The sequence below is a fragment of the Acinetobacter sp. KB005 genome, assembly GCF_049949095.1.
Taxonomy (GTDB): domain Bacteria; phylum Pseudomonadota; class Gammaproteobacteria; order Pseudomonadales; family Moraxellaceae; genus Acinetobacter; species Acinetobacter calcoaceticus.
Genome location: NZ_CP188191.1, coordinates 3820786 through 3838472, shown reverse-complemented (window position 1 = coordinate 3838472; position 17687 = coordinate 3820786). Strand labels below are relative to the sequence as shown.

The following is a 17687-nucleotide window of genomic DNA, read 5'->3' as shown; positions in this document are numbered from 1 at the left end:
ATAGATATTGCTGCTAATTATAAAATAAAAGGTAGATCTGGCTCTTAAAAAAACTTAAACACTAAATTAAAAATAAGTTTAATGTTTATTACTATTCACCTTAGAAAAGCATCTGTTAGACTTATATTTTTAATGGAAATAGAGAATAACTTGCTGCCATTTAAGCTATGGGTAGATGCAGATGCTTTACCAAGAATATTACGTGAAGTGATTTTGCGCGCATCAGATCGTTATCAGTTAGAAGTCATCTTTGTTGCTAATCAAAATGTTGGGATTACGCCTTCTGTCCGCATCAAGTCAATACAGGTTTTAAGTGGTGCAGATCAGGCCGACAAAGAAATAGTTGATCGTATGATTGAAAATGACATTGTCATTACGCAAGATATTCCACTAGCAGCTCAAGTAATTGAAAAGGGTGGCGTTGCTATTCACCCCCGAGGTGAGGTTTATACAACCGCGAATGTTAAAGCGCGGTTACATCTACGTGACTTCATGGATACGCTTCGTGGCGCGGGTGTGCAAACTGGTGGACCGCCACCTATTTCCGAGCGGGATAAGCGTGAATTTTCGAGTGCATTAGATCAAACAATTTTAAAGCAAAAACGTAAAACAGCTAAGTGAGCATCGCATGCCATCGCAAACCAATTTGGCTTTAACCTATGCCTTGTTAGTGTTTATATGGGCAACAACTCCATTAGCCATTGTTTGGAGTGTGTCCGATTTACATCTTATGTGGGCATTGTTGTTACGCTTTTTTATTGCATTGCCTTTGGCCGTGACCATATTACTGATTTTAAAAACGCCTTTTCCAACTCATCGACAAGCTATTCATAGTTACATTGCCGGATCTTTTAGCTTAATTGGTTCTCAAATTTTCACATATGCCGCTACCCAATATTTAAGTTCAGGCATGATTGCACTTATGTTTGGCTTAGCACCTATTATGGCTGGGCTGATTGGCCGTTTTGCATTTGGTCAGCAACTTTATAAGTTGCAATGGTTAGGTATGGCTATTGCCGTAAGTGGTTTAGCGATTATTTGCTTGAATGGATCGAATCAGCATGTGCATCCATTTGGCATTGTTCTTATGCTGATCAGTGTTTTTGTCTATTCTTTTTCAATTTTCTGGGTTAAGAAAGTTAATGCACAAATTCAGCCTATGGCTCAGGCAACAGGCTCTATTTTAGTTTCTTCGATTTTGGCAAGTTGTCTTATTCCATTTATTTGGCAATATGCACCGACACATTTACCAGAGACCAAATCTTTATTTGCCTTAATTTATACGGTACTGATGGCTTCATTAGTCGCCATGTTTTGTTATTTCAAACTTATACAAAATATTCAGCCAACGACTTTATCTTTAACCACCGTAATTACACCAATGTTAGCTATGATGATTGGAGCTGCCTTAAATCATGAACAACTTTCGATTATGGTTTTTGTAGGGGCTTTAATCATCTTGTCTGGACTCTTTTTATATTTCTATAAAGACATTCAAGCAAATCGAAATTTTGCTCGGCATATTAAGTCTAAATAGGAGAATATTTGGGTAATTTGTTGAGCTTATTCATTAAATTGTTCTAATTCGTAGCGAAATGCATGATCAAATTGATCTCCCAACTTAAGTAGTAGAAAATAGCGCAGCAATATAATATTAGGATTGTTAAGGAAAGATCAGAACTTACTGATTTTTAATCCTTAATACAGCATCTAACGATATGGTCAAATAGTAGATGTGGATGCGATTTGACATGAGCATCTGCTATTTCCCATCAATCACCTTGGATTTAGAAGGTATGTTTAAACCAATCTCACTGTATATAGGGTTGAGATATACTCGCGCAAGACGCAGTAATCATTTTATTTCTTTTATTGCATTGGTTTCGATGATCGGTTTGACACTAGGTGTCGCTGTGCTGATTACGGTACTTTCTGTGATGAACGGTTTCGATCGAGAACTAAAAAACCGTGTTTTGGGAATGGTTCCGCAAGCGACAGTTTCATCTACACAAATCCTCACGGATTGGCCTGAACTGGTAAAACGAGTTGAACATCATCCACATGTAACTGGGGTTGCACCTTTTACCCAATTGCAAGGTATGTTAACCGCGCAAGGGCAAGTCGCAGGTATTATGGTGACGGGTATTGACCCAAAATATGAAAAGAATGTGTCTATTATTCAAAATCATATTGTTGCTGGTAGCTTAGATTCACTTAAAAAGGGTGAGTTTGGTATTGTCCTTGGTAAAGATATGGCTGACTCATTAGGCTTACGTCTAAATGACAGTGTGACATTGGTTTTACCTGAGGCAACGCCATCTCCAGCCGGTGTTGTACCTCGTTTCAAGCGTTTTAAAGTGGTGGGTATTTTTAGTGTAGGCGCTGAAGTCGACTCTATGGTGGGTTATATCGCCCTATATGATGCTTCAACCTTATTACGCTTACCAGATGGTGCTCAAGGTGTTCGTTTAAAACTAGACGATATTTTTGCCGCGCCACAAGTTGCAGACGACTTGGTAAAAAGTTTGCCAAGCAATTTCTACGCGACGAACTGGACCTATACGCATGGCAATCTGTTTAATGCCATTCAAATGGAAAAAACACTAGTTGGTTTGTTACTTGTACTTATCATTGTGGTTGCAGCATTTAATATCGTTTCGTCTTTAGTGATGGTTGTTACTGATAAAAAATCTGATATCGCCATTTTACGTACATTAGGCACGTCACCATCGATGATTACTAAAATATTTATGGTGCAAGGCACAGTGATTGGTGTGATTGGTACAGTTGCGGGTACGGTTTTAGGTGTAATTTTGGCTTTAACCATTAGTGATATCATTTCATGGTTTAACAATGTGTTGGGCTTAAATCTATTTGATGCTTACTTTGTGCATTACCTACCTTCTTATTTAAGATGGCAAGATGTGACGATTATTGTGATTGTATCTTTACTTCTAAGCTTCTTGGCAACTATCTATCCGGCGCTTCGTGCTGCCAAAGTTCAACCTGCCGAGGCACTGCGCTATGAGTAAAATTGTTTTAGAAGCGAAAGATATCTATAAACATTTTGATGATGGTAAATCTAAGGTTGAAGTCATTAAAGGTCTTTCTTTACAAGTTGAAGCAGGGCAGTTTGTTTCGATTGTTGGTGCGAGTGGTTCAGGTAAAAGTACTTTACTTCATGCGCTAGGCGGTCTAGAGCAACCAACGCAAGGACAAGTATTTTTAAATGGTCAGCGTTTTGATAATTTAGGTGAAGCCGAGCGTGGTTTTCAACGTAACAAATACCTTGGTTTTGTTTATCAATTTCACCATTTGTTACCTGAGTTTACTGCGCTTGAAAATGTGGCAATGCCTCTTATGCTTCGCCCAGATAGCCAATACAAATCGGTAAAAGCACAAGCTGAATATTTACTAGACCGAGTGGGTTTATCTCATCGTATGGATCATCAGCCAGGTGAGCTTTCAGGCGGTGAGCGCCAACGTGTCGCTTTGGCTCGTGCTTTGGTCACTCAACCTGCGGTTGTTTTGGCTGATGAACCAACAGGAAACCTAGATCGTAAAACAGCTTTAGGCATTTTTGAATTATTGACCGATCTTAAGAAAGAACTCAACATGGCCATGCTCATTGTGACTCATGATGAACAATTGGCGCAGGCAGCAGATTCAATCTTGCATATGGAAGATGGTCTTTGGGTGAGCGGTTCTTAAAAAAATGTCATTAAATCACATTGTTAAAGCCCACTTAGTTGGGCTTTAATTTTGCCCCTAAAAAGATAACGATATGATTTTAAATGTTAAAGCTTATTTTAGTGGGGTGGGTTGTAGGTATTGCATTCATGGGAATAGATCTTCCTTTAATAATGCAATATGGTTGGATTGGTAAAGTTGTCCTCTTTATCAGCTTTATTTTTTATATTTTTAAGCAGCACATCGTTGTAAATCGTCCTCTATTAAAGGCAGGTTACTGTTTAATCTGTGGTCTAAGCCTTTTTATTATAGGTCATCAATATGCTCAGCATGCCTTAAATGAAAGACTACAACTACGGGAGATGCAACCTGAGTCTTTAGACATTGTTGTTTATATAGATCGAATAAGTGAAGAAAAAGATAATAAGACACAGCAACTCGCTCAGGTTCTAGGGCGGTCATCCCATGTAGTCAATTGGCTATTATATTTAAAAAATGAAAATGAGAATGCATTGATAGAGGGGCCAAAATTACAATTAGGTCACTACTATCGGATTTCGGGTAAAACCAGACCAGCTCATAGTTACGCAGTATCAGGTGCTTTTGATCAAGAACAATGGTTCATTCAACGAAACATAATGTCAGGTTTCAGTGTTCAGCATATTGAGTCTTTAAACTCTAATGAAATTTATCGGTTGGGTTATCAAAATCACTTAAAACAGCAACAAAATTTTTTGACTAGACAACAATTAAATATAGAAAAACTCCGTCTAAAATTTAGATTAATGCTAAAAAAATCTCCATTTCAGAACAAAGGATTGTTATTAGCACTTCTAACAGGAGATGAAAGTCTTTTAAATGAACAGATTAAAAATCAATTTAAACAGTTAGGAATCTCTCATTTGTTGGCCATTTCAGGGCCTCATGTCCTTATTTTTTCCATCATGTTGTCGTGGAGTTTACATCAATTAGTACGACGTTATTATCCACAGATTTATTTGTGGCAACCCAAACAAATATTGGCAATGATTCCATTATGTTTCGGTGTTTTGATTTATACTGCATTTGTAGGCTTTGAAATTCCAGCCTTAAGAGCTTTACTTTCAGTATTTTTATTTGCCTTTTTATTGTTGGTCAAACTGCCTATTAAGCCATTTACACTCTTGGTTTATAGCGCAAGTCTACTTTTACTTTTTGATCCATTTAGTGTTTTATCGGCAGGTTTTTGGCTCTCTTATGGTTCTTGCTTTATTTTATTACGCATTTATCAAACCATAGTACAGACTCCAAATCTTGCCTCATTGAGCTTGCTATCTAGAATAATTTTTTTAACTAAAACCCTAATTGAATCTCAGGGCAAAATATTTATCGCCCTATGTCCTTTAATGCTGATTTTCTTTCAACAAATTTCATGGGTCGCACCTCTCACAAATATTATTGCAGTTCCTTTGCTAGGAGGAATTATTGTTCCTTTGAATATTTTTGCTGCTTGTGTGTGGCTTATTTTTAATTCAATTGGAAGTGCACTCTTTCAGATTAACGATATTTTGCTCAGTATAGTGCTGACATGTTTTAGTTTTTTAGAGAAGTTATCTCTACCGTTGCAAGGTTTTAGCCTGACACCACTTGCTTTGTTAGGCTTAAGCTGTGCAATTATTATTTTATTTTTACCGCGTGGTGTTTTACCGAAATCTTGGAGTCTTATATGTTGTTTACCCTTAGTCATTCCGAATAAAACCTCTCAGCAAATTCAATTAAATATTATAGACGTTGGCCAGGGCCAAGCGATTTTTTTACAACATCCAGAGCAGACATGGTTAATTGATACAGGTGGTTCTTATGATGAGAAGGCTTTTAGTATTGGTCAAAATGTAGTGATCCCATATTTACGTCAGAAAGGTATTAAACAATTAGATCATGTGGTGTTATCTCATCTTGACCAAGATCATAGTGGTGCATTTCCTTTTATCGCTCAGGCTTTTCCTATCAAACAAGTCATATCAAATGAGCTATGGGCAGAGAAGGTGAAAGAACCATTTACCTATTGTCATCAAGGGCAAAAATGGCAGTACCCCCAGTTAGATATTGAGATACTTTGGCCTAAAGAAAATGATTTAAATTTAGTTTCTTCAAATCAAAATCAATACTCTTGTGTCGTTTATATTCATTTAAAACAAGTAAGGGGTTATCAAAATTATTTAATTATGGGGGATGCAGGATGGGAAGCAGAATATCAATTGATAAAAGAATATCCTGATTTAAAAGTAGATGTTTTGGTATTAGGTCATCATGGTAGTAAACATAGTTCTGCCTATGACTTCTTAGCGACTTTAAATCCCAAGCTTGTTGTTGCCTCTGCCGGTTTTAATAACCGATACGGTCATCCAAGCAAAGAGGTGATAGCGAGAATACAAGCACTTAATATTCCTTTTAAAAGTACAATTGAGCAAGGAACATTAAGTTTTGTATCTCAGAATCATCAAATGATTTTATACACTCGACGTTTTGAGCGCACTTGGCTTCACAGAACTTTGTGAAGCTTCGGCTTTAAGTCTATCTACAATTTGAAGTGCTTCATTTGGATCAATATTGTAAATATTATCTAAAGCAGGATTTGCCTTAAAACGTTTATAGCTCCAGTGATAGTGTTCTGGATAACGCTGGATGAGTTGTTCAATAGCCTGATGAATCACATAAGTTCCATCATCCGCACTACCTTGGTAGATCTTCTCATCCATAGGTTCAACGTGCATCGTAAAGCCGTCATTTTCGTTACGAATCGCGTAAAGGAATAAAGCTTTTGCTTTAGTTTTTTGAATAAGCTTGGTACTTAAATTACTTGAGGCAAGGGGAACACCAAAATAATTGATCATACTGCCGCCGACGTTAGGCGTATGGTCAGGCAAAATTACGGTAGTTTCACCTTGTTTTAAAGCTTTAAAAATTTGTCTTACACCAGTTTCGTCAGTAGGAACCAAGTGGGCTTGTTCACGACTACGTGCTTCTCGAACAAAACGGTCTGCATCTTCATTTTTTACTGGCTTGTATAAAATTGTCATTGAAGTGAATTGTGAACACCAAGCATTCAGGACTTCCCATGTACCAAAATGTGGAACAATCAAAACTACACCTTTTTTTGCTGCAAGTGCTTCGTGAAAGTAATGTTCACCTTCAATATGATGAATTCTTTCGATATTCTTACTATTTGATGAACCCCAAATACTTAAAAATTCAAAGTATGAGGTGACTTCATTACGAATAGCTTGTTGCGTAATTTCTATTCGCTGCTGTGGCGTTAAATGTGGAAGGGCGATTTGTAAGTTTAGTTCTATACTTTTTGATGTTTTAGTAATTTTTAAAGTATTGATTAACCCTGCCAACATACGAGCAAGAAAACGTCCAAATTGAATTGGCTGGCGGCTAAAAGTTTTGAGTAGGTAGTAGTTCATGCTTTTTGTATCTAATTTGGTCATCTATCGCGGGAAAAAGGAAGCAATAATTAAAAAAAGATAAAATTATTATAAATGAAATCATATTATTTAGACAGTTTTTATCAAATCAACGTATATAATGACATCATTTTAGATTAATTTGGATTGGAATTTTATGTCCGATTGGCCGCCAAAACCACAAAATGAACCTATAATCCCTAAACAAAATGGACCAGAATGGCAAATTCTCGAGAAGGCTGTGCTTGCCTCTGTAGAGGAACAGCGTCGAAGTCGCCGTTGGGGTATCTTCTTTAAAACATTAACTTTTATTTATTTATTATTTATTATTGTACTCATGGGTAAAGGCTGCTCAACCAGTAAAGAAGGATCTGCTGTAAGTAGCAGCAGTGCTCATCTGGCAGTGGTAGATATTATTGGAACTATTGATGCTTCAAGCAATCAATCTGTGAATAGTGAAGATACCAATAAAGCGCTTAAGCGTGCTTTTGAGGCATCAAACAGTAAAGCTGTTGCACTTAATATTAACTCACCAGGCGGTTCTCCAGTTCAGTCTGATGAAATCTGGCAGGAAATTCGTTATTTAAAAAAACAGCATCCTGATAAGAAAGTTTATGCTGTTATTGGTGATATGGGTGCATCGGGTGCGTACTATATTGCTTCTGCTGCAGATGAGATTATTGTTAATCCATCGAGTTTAGTGGGCTCAATTGGTGTCATCATGCCTAACTATGGGATTACTGGTTTAGCTCAGAAACTTGGTATCGAAGACCGCACTTTAACAGCAGGAACGAATAAAGACATTTTAAGTATGACAAAACCGATTGATCCTGCGCAAAAGCAGCACATTCAATCTGTTCTTGATAATGTTCATACTCACTTTATTACCGCAGTTAAAGAAGGACGTGGAAAGCGTTTGAAATCGAATGATCCAGCTATTTTTTCTGGTTTGTTCTGGACTGGTGACCAAGCAATCCAGTTAGGAGTTGCTGACCGTTCAGGTAACATTACGAGCTTGATGCGTGAACTAAACCTTGATAATAAAGTTGACTACACAATTGAGCGTAACCCATTACAATCAATTTTAGGTCGTATGGGTGCACAGATAGGGCAAGGGGTAAGTGAATCTATTGCTCAAGAAGTGCAGACTCGTCAAAGCGCAAAATTACAATAAAATCTGTTTTAGGATAGCGGTATGTCAATGAAACCAGTTATACACTTTGCTCATGCGAATGGCGTACCCTCAAAAGTGTATCAAAAACTGTTTGACCAGTTGAAAGGGGAATATGACATTATTTATGTTCCCCTGATTGGTCCTGATAAGCGTTATCCTGTGACTAACCATTGGCCTTCTTTGGTTGATCAGGTGATTGATAGTATTGTGCGGCAGGCGAAAGGACGTAAAGTCATTGGACTTGGGCATTCTCTTGGTTCAGTTTTAACTTTGATGGCCTCTTTTCAGCGTCCTGAACTCTTTTCTCAAGTGATTATGTTAGACCCGCCTCTTATTTTAGGACGATATTCATTTGCTTTTCATATGGCAAAATTATTTCGTCCTAAATTAGTTGATGCGATGACACCAGCAGGCTTATCTGCACGTCGTCGTGAACATTGGGAATCCAGAGAACAGGCGGCCGAATTACTGCGTCCTAAAGGCTTCTATAAAGATTTTGATGAAGATTGTTTTCAAGCTTACATTGACTATGCTTTAAAAGAAGACTCGGTCCGCGGTGGAGTTACTCTAACTATTTCTCGTGAAGATGAGGTTGCAATTTTCCGAAAAAATCCTTCTTGGTGGTGGCTACCTATGCCAAAACCTAAGATGCCTGTGCATTTAGTTGTAGGTAAAGGAAGTGATTTCTTAAAAAGAGGCTTTCCTCAAATGGCAAAGCGAAAAATGGGAATTCCGTTTACTGTGGTTGAAGGGGGGCATATGTTCCCTCTAGAACATCCGACTGATACAGTGAACTCTATAAAGAAATTGATTCATACTCACCCAAATTAATTTTTAAACTTATAAAAAAAGGACATGCTAGCATGTCCTTTTTTTTTATTTCTGCTTGTAAGTAAAATGCTTTACCAATTTGCAAAACGAATAGGGTGTTTAAGAACTTGATCACGGAAATAAGCTTGACCATTTTTCCATGTAAGTTGACCGTTACATAACCACTCTGCTACTTGTGGGTAAATAAAGTGCTCAAGTGTATGTACTCGATCTGCTAATGAAGCGGCAGTATCATGTTCTTTAACTGAAATAGCGGATTGGGCAATTGATTGACCAGAATCTAGTTCAGCAGTTACAAAGTGTACGGTACAACCATGTAAACGATCACCTGTATTTAAAACACGTTGATGAGTGTTCACGCCTTTGTAAGCTGGAAGAAGTGAAGGATGTATGTTCAGCATTTTCCCTTGCCATTTATTGACAAAGGTGGGAGTTAAAATGCGCATGAAGCCGGCTAAAATAACCACATCCACTTGCCAAGCCAAGAGTTGTTGATGCATTGCTTCATCAAACACTTCACGAGTTGGAAAGTCTTTATGGGAAATAACAGCCGTAGCAATATTAGCTTTTTGAGCACGCTCTAGGGCATAAGCATCTGCTTTATTAGACAGTACACCTACAATTTGCCCTGATAGATTTGCATCTATCAAGGCTTGTAAATTACTGCCGTTCCCAGAGATTAGAACAGCAATTTTTATCATGCAAAGATCACACGAATTTTTTCGTCTGCGCCTTCCACTGATTCAGCATTTTCTTGGATATGTCCGATTTTCCAAGCTTTTTCACCTTGAGCATTAAGCACTTCAATTGCTTTTTCTGCATCATTTGCATCAACAGCAATGACCATACCTACGCCACAGTTAAACGTACGGTACATTTCAAAGCGTTCTACATTGCCTTCGCGTTGTAGAAGTTGGAATAATTCAGACCATTCCCAAGAAGCTTCATCAATGACAGCTTGTGCACCATTTGGTAATACACGAGGTAAGTTACCTGGTAAACCGCCACCAGTGATGTGTGCCATAGCATGTACATCAACTTGTTTGCATAGCTCAAGAACTGGTTTTACATAAATACGAGTTGGCTCCATTGCTACATCAGCAAGAGGACGGCCATCAATCGTTTGAGTTAAATCAACATTTTTAACGTCTAAAATTTTACGTAATAATGAATAACCATTTGAGTGAGCACCACTTGATGCAACACCAATAAGCACATCACCAGACTTTACTTTAGAGCCATCAATAATTTTACTTTGCTCAACTACACCAACAGCAAAACCAGCAAGATCGTAATCTTCGCCTTCATACATGCCTGGCATTTCTGCGGTTTCCCCACCTACAAGTGCGCAACCTGCAAGCTCACAACCTTTACCAATACCAGTAACAACATTTGCAGCAACGTCAACATTTAAGTGACCAGTTGCATAATAATCAAGGAAGAATAATGGTTCTGCACCACAAACTAAAAGGTCATTTACACACATAGCCACAAGATCTTGGCCGATTGTGTCATGACGATTAAGATTAAGTGCCAAACGTAATTTAGTTCCTACACCATCGGTTCCAGAAACTAAAACAGGCTCTTCATAACCTTTAGGAATTTTGCATAGTGCACCAAAGCCACCAAGTCCGCCCATTACTTCAGGACGACTTGTACGTTTAGCGACTGACTTGATACGATCGACCAGTGCGTCGCCCGCTTCAATGTCGACACCCGCATCTTTATAGCTTAAACCGGTATTTGGGGTAGAAGTTGAGTTGCTCATAAATGAAGTCTCCGCATTGGCGGCAGATTATAACCTGAATATACGAAACTCTTATGTTATTTATGCTCGAAAATGCTATCTTTAATAAAAATATTTTTTCATTTATAACGATTAAATCAAAAAAGGCTAGATTTTATGCAAGATCGTATACTGCGCCGTATTTTTTTACTCGCAGGTATTGTATTGCTGGTATGGGTATTGTACTTACTCAAGCCTGTAGTCATTCCTTTTATCGGCGCTTTTTTCCTAGCTTATTTATTCAGTCCACTTGTTGATGTTCTGGTAAAAATCAAATTGCCTCGCTGGTTAGCAATTAGCGTGGTGTTTATAGGAATAGGTGTAACTCTAACCATCGCTTTGTGGTATTTGGTTCCTCTAATCTGGAAACAATTGGTTTATGCCCGAGATAGTATTCCAGCTGGTATTCACTGGATTAACGCTACCTTTTTGCCTTGGGTATCTTCAACTTTTAATCTCCAGGCAATGGAAATTGACACAGAGCAGATGTCAAAAGCTGTGATGGAATATGTTCAAACCAATTATAGTGCCGATAGTATTCAGTCAGTGTTATTAAAATTGGCCCAGTCTGGTTTGAATTTTATTCAGATTGGTGGAACAGTTGTTTTAATTCCAATTATTGCTTTTTATTTTTTACTAGACTGGGATCGTATGTTACAGAACTTACGTCGTCTCATTCCACGTCAATATGAAGCAACTACCTTGCAAATCGTTGGTGAATGTCATAGCGTTTTAGGGGCATTTGTTAAAGGTCAGTTTCTCGTCATGCTGTTGCTAGGCATAGTATATGCGGTTGGTTTGCAGCTCATTGGTTTGGAAGTTGGTCTTATTATTGGTATGGTGGCTGGCCTTGCCAGTATTATTCCTTATTTAGGGTTTGCAGTAGGTATTATTGCAGCGGTTATCGCAAGCTTGTTCCAGTTCGGATTGGACTGGATGCATTTATTACTCGTTGGTGTAGTTTTTATGATTGGCCAAGCGGTAGAGGGCTATATTCTACAGCCATTCTTACTGGGCGATAAAATTGGTCTATCTCCTGTAGCAGTTGTTTTTGCAGTATTGGCAGGCGCGCAACTTGCAGGATTCTTGGGAATGTTAATTGCATTGCCTGTTGCGGCTGTTATTGTAGTGTTGTTGAAACACTTAAGAGATAACTATGAAAGAAGCTCACTTTACGCTTCACCGTCTGCGTTAGTCATACAACAAGGTGATATTGAGCAAATTCATGTAGAAACCGAAAGCACTAAGCTTGATCTTGAGGTTAAAACACAGCAAGATACAGATAAACTGAAACCATCTGACCAGAAATAATTTCAAGGTTAATTCGATATATGCGTCAACTCCAACTGGATATAGAACCTCAACTTGATGCCCGAATCAGTGATTTCTCGGGACCAAGTTGGGGGAATGTAGTCGATGCTGTGCGTCAACTACATGCTGGTCTGGTCAGTAGGTTTTACATCTATGGTGGGGCGGGGACAGGTAAGAGTCATTTACTTTCCGCAATTTGCGACTCTTATTTAGAAATAGGCAAATCTGCAATTAAAGTTTCTTTGCTTGAACTCCTTGATGCTCCTATCGAAGCAATTACTTCTTTAGAACATTATGACCTTGTTGCTCTGGATGATATTGAATCGATTAGTGGTGTTCCTCATTGGCAAAAAGCTGTCTTTCATTTAATGAATAACCACGAAGGGCAGTTGGTATTTTCTTCGCGTGTAGCACCTATCGAATTAAAGTTGGAATTACCAGACTTACAATCACGACTTACCCAAGCTGTCAGTGTTAAGGTACCGAGTGGAAGTTTATATGCGGATCGCTATGCTTTGGTTACATCTGTAATGTCTAGACGTGGTATTCATTTTGATCAGCAAATTGTTGACTATTTATTGTTACATGGCCCTCATCAAGCTTCTCTTTTACTACAGACTGTTGCCCAATTAGAAAAATTACTCAAAGGCGAAAAAACAAAACTTTCGAATGCAACTTTAAGGCAAATTTATGCTTTGATTGATGAATATCAACAATAGATATTCTTTCATTCTGCTTTATTGCTTTGCCTAAATTTATAAAAACCTATTAAAAATAGAGTCTCTGGCACAAGATTTCTAATTTCAGAGTACTTGCATTTACATCTTTTTAAATTTCCTTCTAATTTTTAAATGAGTCAATTTTTGTATTTAAAAAAGTTTTTTGAATGTATGAAGCTTTTTGTAATCTGGTTCAAAAATGACTCTACAGACCGACCAAAATGTCTTGAGAAATTCTACTTGCTGTGACAAAGTACGCACAAAGGATGCGATTGCAAAAGTGAAAATTTTGCAATATTGACAAAAAAAATGAAAAAAGATGTAAGGAGATGGGTATGCTCAAACGGAGCATTGCTTTTGCTTTATTGGCTGCTGCTGGACACGCTTATTCTGCCGATATTCAAGTCACAACTACAATTGATGAAGACGTGGATAATACAGTCTGTTCATTACGTGAGGCTGTAGAGCTGTTAAATAAGCGTAACTCAAGTAATTCTACAGATGTTGATTCTGTAAAAGAGGGTTATCACGGATGTAAAGGTAGTGACTCAACAAACATTATTCTGCAAAGAGATAAAGAGTACACACTTAATGAAAAAATAAAGATCACAGCACCTTTAACAATTAGTACTGTTAAAAATGATTCTACGCTAGTTGATACCGATCAACCAGGTTCACATAACGCTACAATAAAAATGGTTGGTACAGATCAGTTATTTAAGGTTGATGATGCAAGTGTTGAAAAAGCATCGATTTCTGTTTCGTTAAATGATCTTAATTTACAGGGTGCAGGTTTAAAGTCTAAAGCCTTTACTGGTGGGTTGATCGATAATCATGAAATGTTAAGGATCCAAAATTCACGTTTAATCGATGGATACGCAGCTCAAGGAGGAGCTATTTATAATCGAGGGCTGGTCACGAAAAGTGGTCAGACTTATGGTTTCGTCACTATTACCAATACTCTTATTCAGAATAATAAAGCAACAGAAGGTGGAGTCATTTATAGCGAGCAGCCGTTGTATTTGGTCACTCAGTCTGTAATCCGAGATAATGAAGCTAGTTCAGTAGCTGGATCACTTTTTTTTAACGCAAATAGATTTGATGATGCAAGTACAGCTGGGTACTTAAGTCAGCGCGCTACTGGATTGAGTAACAGTACTTTTTTCCACAATAAAGTAGGTTTTATTGCAAATATTCGAGATGGAATGTTTGTTAATAACATTACCATGATCAAAAATGATAAAGGGCTATTTCTAGATGCCCCGCAAGGTAATGCTTCTATTTTAAATAGTATTTTAGTTGGGAATACAATCAATTGTCAGGCTAGTACTGCTGATAAAGCAATTATACAAAGTAATTTAGTTACAGCAGAATGTAATAGGAACGCGACCTCAAAACTTCCAAATATTATTTATCCTAATAATGAAAAATTAATTGCAGGAACTACAGATGAAGGTGTCTGTGATGTAACAGCAAAAGAAGGATTGTTATGCCCATTTAGCACGCCTAAAGATAGCTTCTTAGGTTTTTTTAAACCTCGACTGTTAGAAAGTTATAATACTTTAGCTGATTCTTTAATTATTAATAAAGGTCGTTTATATAGTGATGCCACTTCAATCGGATTAGTAACCTGTGAAAATGTTGATCAACGTGGGAAAAAACGTAGCGGTTATGATGAGCTGTGTGATCTTGGCGCAATCGAATATATTTTAAACACAGAGATGTCTTCAGTAGGTCAAGATATTAGATACGGCCAAGTTGCTAAATTTAATATTTTGGGTTCTTTAAGTGAAGCAGATCTAGTGACTCCAGCTACATGCAAACGTTTATTTGGAGAGCGTGCTGATGGAAAAGAATGGCAACCAGGATGTCTTCGAATTAAACAAAGTACGGATACTCCAGTTTCTAAAGGTACTATAACTCTAGATCAAAATGGGAATGTAGTTTATACCCCGAATGGTAACTGGCATGGTGCAGATATTTTTAGCATTCAGGTTATTACGAGTGTGTCTCGTTTTAATGAAGGCGTAGAGTTTCAATATATTACTATCCCAACAAGAATTGTTCAGGACCCTGTATCTGGAATTGAAGATAAATCTGTCAGTACTGGAGGAGGAGGTAGTGTTGGTGGTGGCTTTATTTTAAGTTTATTAGGTTTAATTGCTTTGCGCCGTTTCAAGTCATAATCAGGGATGAGGACTATGAAAAATTATAAAAAAGCATTATTAGCATTAGCTGTACTTGCAAATATGCCACTTTTTGCTGATACCACAAATCAAAGAATTGAGGTTACAACTTTTGCTGATGAAGATGGTGAAAATGCGAATGCATGTTCATTAAGAGAAGCTATTAAAGTTGCTGAAACCCGTAAATCGGCGTATGGATGTACTGTTTATAATCTCAATACAGATCAAGTAATTCAGCTAAAAGCAGGAACTTATACTCTAAATAAAGAATTAGTCCCAAATGCTAATATTTCTATTTATGGTTATGGTGAGCGGAATGAAGATCAGATTTGGTCAGAAAAGAATGTACTAACAAATAATTATCCTGCATTACCAAAACTTCAAACTCGTATTAATGCAGCAGGCAAGTCACGTATATTTAATACAGCAGAAAATCAAAAAGCATTATTTTTGCAAAATATTATTTTAGAAAATGGTATGGCTTCAAATCAAGGTGGGGCTATTTATGCGGGTGGTAATGTTACCTTATTAAATACACAAATTTTGAATTCGCAAGCACCGAAAGGTGGAGCGATCTTTCTTGGTGGCAATAAGGTAGACCTATCGATAAGTCATTCCTTGATACAAGGCAATCAGGCAACAACTGGTAGTGTGCTAGCAATGAGTTGTTTTAATGGTACTGAATATGCCAAACGAGACGTTACTTTTACATCTTCAAGTATTATCAATAATGGTTCAAATAATTCTGTTAGTACATTTGAATTTTGTGGCGAACCTACAGCTGAATTTACTATTAATACAATTGCTCAAAATATTGCAAGTACTGTAAATGGCAGCATTTTGAAATTTACAGGAGATGCGATTCCTGGTAGTACAACGAATTCATCAACCATTCTAAGTGGTAAAAGCCTTTTAAAATTAAAAAATAATACGATTGTCGAGAACAGTGCCCATACTACTTTTCTCTATGATAGTTTAACTGAAAAAGAATTAAATTTTAATATAATTGGATATAACCCAAATGGTTATGCATGCCGATATTTGGCAGGCTCAGCAGCTGACTTGAAAAACTCGGGTCTTAAATTATCCTTTAATGCACTAAATTTAAGTAATAATCCTGACAAATGCGATTTACCAACCGAAGTACTTTCTTCGGCCAATAAGACAATTGATATTTCAGATGTTCCATTTAACGCTTTACTTGAGCGCCATGAAGCAGCAGCAGTAACAGGCTTCTTACCACTTTATTTTCCATTAAATAATTCTCCTTTATTGCCACCTGGAAAGGAAGATCTGACAGATATAGATCCTGAGCGTAAAGCTGTATGTGCTGTTATAGACCAGCGTGGTTTAGTTCGACTTCCAACTAATAAACCATATTATGAGTCAGTAAATATTGCTCGTAATAGCTGTGATATAGGCTCGGTAGAATTAATGAAATTGACTGCTGGTGATTTAAAGGGGCTAGGTAATGAATCACTTACTGCTTTACTTAAGGGCTATCAAACACAATATGATACTGTAGAAAAAAATCTCACTAATCCACTTTATTCTTATTTGTGGGATGCTTTAAAAATAGATTTTGCCAATTATAAAAATCTTCTTGATCAAACTAAAGCAAATGCAAAATATCGAGCTATTTATGTTGATTTGAAAGCAAAGGGTTTACCTTTGCCAAATGAAGATAGTACCCATCTTCTAAAGTTTTTTAATAGCACAGACTACAATATTAAAGTTGAGACTATTGGGACTGGTCTAATCAATGATAAGCAATATTACATTAGAGATACGGAAAAAAAAGTACTTAAATGCGAGTGGAATGCGGCTTTACAACAGATTATTTTTTATAGATTAGATGATTTAATTACAACAAGTGGTGACAATCATTACTGTAAGTATACCGTAAGTACTAAGGATGGGACTATCCAGTCGACAGGTTTGTTAGAAGCCAAGTTTGATAATATTGCTCCAGTAGTAACTGATAGTAAGGTCGTATTTCAATATTTAGCAAATGAAGTAATTCCATTAAACTTACTTAAATATGCAAATGATGATGGGGATGGCCCAGCTAATACACTTATTACAAAGCCAAATAAACCTCAGTTTGCAGATTTGCCTATCTATTTACCAAGTAAAAGCTCAAAAGATGGAATTTTTACGGTCGTGAAGGCAGATAGAGAAGGTCCTTGTCCAGATGAGGATAAGGATAATACCTGTTATGGCGGCAATATTTATATTCAAGCTAAAAATAGTTTTAATAACTTCAATGATACATTAACTTATTACGTATATGACGCTGATAATAAAATTTCAAATGCTGGTACTCTAAGTTTGGTTAGCAGTAATACTGCTGCTGGGGGCAGTAGTGGAGGCGGTGGTGGTGGCTTAGGAATTTTGTCTTTATTCTCTTTACTTGGTTTAGCGGTCTATAGACGCTACCGTAAATAAGCGATATAAAATAAAAAAGCCTCCAATTGGAGGCTTTTTTATAGAAAATTATTAAGGTATTAAATCTACTACATACGAATTTTACAGAGTTGT

The 17687-nt window shown here is 37.1% G+C and carries 14 protein-coding genes and 1 pseudogene; 11 read left to right on the top strand and 4 right to left on the bottom strand.

Annotation, left to right across the window (positions count from 1 at the left end; translation table 11 throughout):
- Positions 1-132: 132 nt before the first annotated feature.
- Positions 133-621 carry a YaiI/YqxD family protein gene (locus ACPF64_RS18375; protein ID WP_016801978.1) on the top strand — a complete coding sequence of 163 codons (489 nt, stop codon included), beginning with the start codon at positions 133-135 and terminating at the stop codon, positions 619-621.
- A gap of 7 nt (positions 622-628) precedes the next feature.
- Positions 629-1537 carry a DMT family transporter gene (locus ACPF64_RS18370; protein WP_426455002.1) on the top strand — a complete coding sequence of 303 codons (909 nt, stop codon included), beginning with the start codon at positions 629-631 and terminating at the stop codon, positions 1535-1537.
- Between the two features lie 29 nt (positions 1538-1566).
- Here ACPF64_RS18370 and ACPF64_RS18365 read toward each other — a convergent pair.
- Positions 1567-1647, bottom strand: a pseudogene (locus ACPF64_RS18365) (PilZ domain-containing protein); the annotation flags it as partial.
- A gap of 149 nt (positions 1648-1796) precedes the next feature.
- On the opposite strand from ACPF64_RS18365, the gene ACPF64_RS18360 reads away from it, so the two are divergent.
- The 3 genes from ACPF64_RS18360 (at position 1797) to ACPF64_RS18350 (ending at position 6227) form a co-directional block, all read left to right on the top strand.
- A complete protein-coding gene (locus ACPF64_RS18360) occupies positions 1797-3032 on the top strand; it encodes a lipoprotein-releasing ABC transporter permease subunit (protein ID WP_426456170.1) in 1236 nt (411 codons plus the stop codon).
- Positions 3025-3711, top strand: coding sequence for an ABC transporter ATP-binding protein (locus tag ACPF64_RS18355; RefSeq protein WP_004643715.1), 687 nt, complete (start codon positions 3025-3027; stop codon positions 3709-3711). The genes ACPF64_RS18360 and ACPF64_RS18355 overlap by 8 nt, the downstream gene beginning before the upstream one ends.
- Before the next feature lie 83 nt (positions 3712-3794).
- Positions 3795-6227, top strand: a complete 2433-nt coding sequence (locus ACPF64_RS18350; RefSeq protein WP_426455000.1) for a DNA internalization-related competence protein ComEC/Rec2 — start codon at positions 3795-3797, stop codon at positions 6225-6227.
- Here the strand turns inward: ACPF64_RS18350 and ACPF64_RS18345 are convergent.
- Complete coding sequence (locus ACPF64_RS18345) at positions 6180-7163, bottom strand: lysophospholipid acyltransferase family protein (RefSeq protein WP_416658710.1); 984 nt, start codon at positions 7161-7163, stop codon at positions 6180-6182. The genes ACPF64_RS18350 and ACPF64_RS18345 overlap by 48 nt on opposite strands.
- Before the next feature lie 133 nt (positions 7164-7296).
- Between ACPF64_RS18345 and sppA the strand changes: the two genes are divergently transcribed.
- Together sppA and ACPF64_RS18335 are read left to right on the top strand one after the other, a co-directional pair.
- Positions 7297-8313 carry a signal peptide peptidase SppA gene (sppA, locus tag ACPF64_RS18340; protein ID WP_005038834.1) on the top strand — a complete coding sequence of 339 codons (1017 nt, stop codon included), beginning with the start codon at positions 7297-7299 and terminating at the stop codon, positions 8311-8313.
- Between the two features lie 21 nt (positions 8314-8334).
- Complete coding sequence (locus ACPF64_RS18335; protein WP_281835156.1) at positions 8335-9144, top strand: alpha/beta fold hydrolase; 810 nt, start codon at positions 8335-8337, stop codon at positions 9142-9144.
- A 71-nt stretch (positions 9145-9215) separates the two neighbouring features.
- On the opposite strand, the gene purN is transcribed toward ACPF64_RS18335, so the two are convergent.
- Entirely contained in the window at positions 9216-9845 is a 630-nt protein-coding gene (gene purN / locus ACPF64_RS18330; RefSeq protein ID WP_426454996.1) for a phosphoribosylglycinamide formyltransferase, read from the bottom strand.
- The gene (gene purM / locus ACPF64_RS18325; RefSeq protein ID WP_004643711.1) at positions 9842-10912 is read right to left on the bottom strand and encodes a phosphoribosylformylglycinamidine cyclo-ligase; all 1071 of its coding nucleotides are present in this window, start codon (positions 10910-10912) and stop codon (positions 9842-9844) included. Before purM ends, purN begins: the two co-directional genes overlap by 4 nt.
- 135 nt (positions 10913-11047) lie before the next feature.
- Here purM and cxpE point away from each other — a divergent pair, with 135 nt between their 5' ends.
- The 4 genes from cxpE (at position 11048) to ACPF64_RS18305 (ending at position 17594) form a co-directional block, all read left to right on the top strand.
- On the top strand, positions 11048-12241 hold the full coding sequence (cxpE, locus tag ACPF64_RS18320) for a chloramphenicol efflux transporter CxpE (RefSeq protein ID WP_045429480.1): 1194 nt from the start codon (positions 11048-11050) through the stop codon (positions 12239-12241).
- 20 nt (positions 12242-12261) lie between these two features.
- Positions 12262-12960, top strand: a complete 699-nt coding sequence (hda, locus tag ACPF64_RS18315; RefSeq protein WP_003650214.1) for a DnaA regulatory inactivator Hda — start codon at positions 12262-12264, stop codon at positions 12958-12960.
- Positions 12961-13295: 335 nt separating this feature from the next.
- Positions 13296-15146 (top strand): rhombotarget A, encoded by a 1851-nt coding sequence (gene rbtA / locus ACPF64_RS18310; protein ID WP_426454993.1) that lies wholly within the window; start codon positions 13296-13298, stop codon positions 15144-15146.
- A gap of 15 nt (positions 15147-15161) precedes the next feature.
- Positions 15162-17594 (top strand): CSLREA domain-containing protein, encoded by a 2433-nt coding sequence (locus ACPF64_RS18305; RefSeq protein ID WP_426454991.1) that lies wholly within the window; start codon positions 15162-15164, stop codon positions 17592-17594.
- Positions 17595-17687 lie beyond the last annotated feature (93 nt).

What these genes read in the sequence shown, in the direction of transcription:
- ACPF64_RS18360 (WP_426456170.1), top strand. Translation starts at nt 1,797, where the DNA reads ATGTTTAAACCAATCTCACTGTATATAGGGTTGAGATATACTCGCGCA.
- purM (WP_004643711.1), bottom strand. Translation starts at nt 10,912, where the DNA reads ATGAGCAACTCAACTTCTACCCCAAATACCGGTTTAAGCTATAAAGAT.
- sppA (WP_005038834.1), top strand. Translation starts at nt 7,297, where the DNA reads ATGTCCGATTGGCCGCCAAAACCACAAAATGAACCTATAATCCCTAAA.
- ACPF64_RS18355 (WP_004643715.1), top strand. Translation starts at nt 3,025, where the DNA reads ATGAGTAAAATTGTTTTAGAAGCGAAAGATATCTATAAACATTTTGAT.
- rbtA (WP_426454993.1), top strand. Translation starts at nt 13,296, where the DNA reads ATGCTCAAACGGAGCATTGCTTTTGCTTTATTGGCTGCTGCTGGACAC.
- hda (WP_003650214.1), top strand. Translation starts at nt 12,262, where the DNA reads ATGCGTCAACTCCAACTGGATATAGAACCTCAACTTGATGCCCGAATC.
- ACPF64_RS18305 (WP_426454991.1), top strand. Translation starts at nt 15,162, where the DNA reads ATGAAAAATTATAAAAAAGCATTATTAGCATTAGCTGTACTTGCAAAT.
- ACPF64_RS18335 (WP_281835156.1), top strand. Translation starts at nt 8,335, where the DNA reads ATGTCAATGAAACCAGTTATACACTTTGCTCATGCGAATGGCGTACCC.
- ACPF64_RS18375 (WP_016801978.1), top strand. Translation starts at nt 133, where the DNA reads ATGGAAATAGAGAATAACTTGCTGCCATTTAAGCTATGGGTAGATGCA.
- ACPF64_RS18370 (WP_426455002.1), top strand. Translation starts at nt 629, where the DNA reads ATGCCATCGCAAACCAATTTGGCTTTAACCTATGCCTTGTTAGTGTTT.
- ACPF64_RS18350 (WP_426455000.1), top strand. Translation starts at nt 3,795, where the DNA reads ATGTTAAAGCTTATTTTAGTGGGGTGGGTTGTAGGTATTGCATTCATG.
- purN (WP_426454996.1), bottom strand. Translation starts at nt 9,845, where the DNA reads ATGATAAAAATTGCTGTTCTAATCTCTGGGAACGGCAGTAATTTACAA.
- cxpE (WP_045429480.1), top strand. Translation starts at nt 11,048, where the DNA reads ATGCAAGATCGTATACTGCGCCGTATTTTTTTACTCGCAGGTATTGTA.
- ACPF64_RS18345 (WP_416658710.1), bottom strand. Translation starts at nt 7,163, where the DNA reads ATGACCAAATTAGATACAAAAAGCATGAACTACTACCTACTCAAAACT.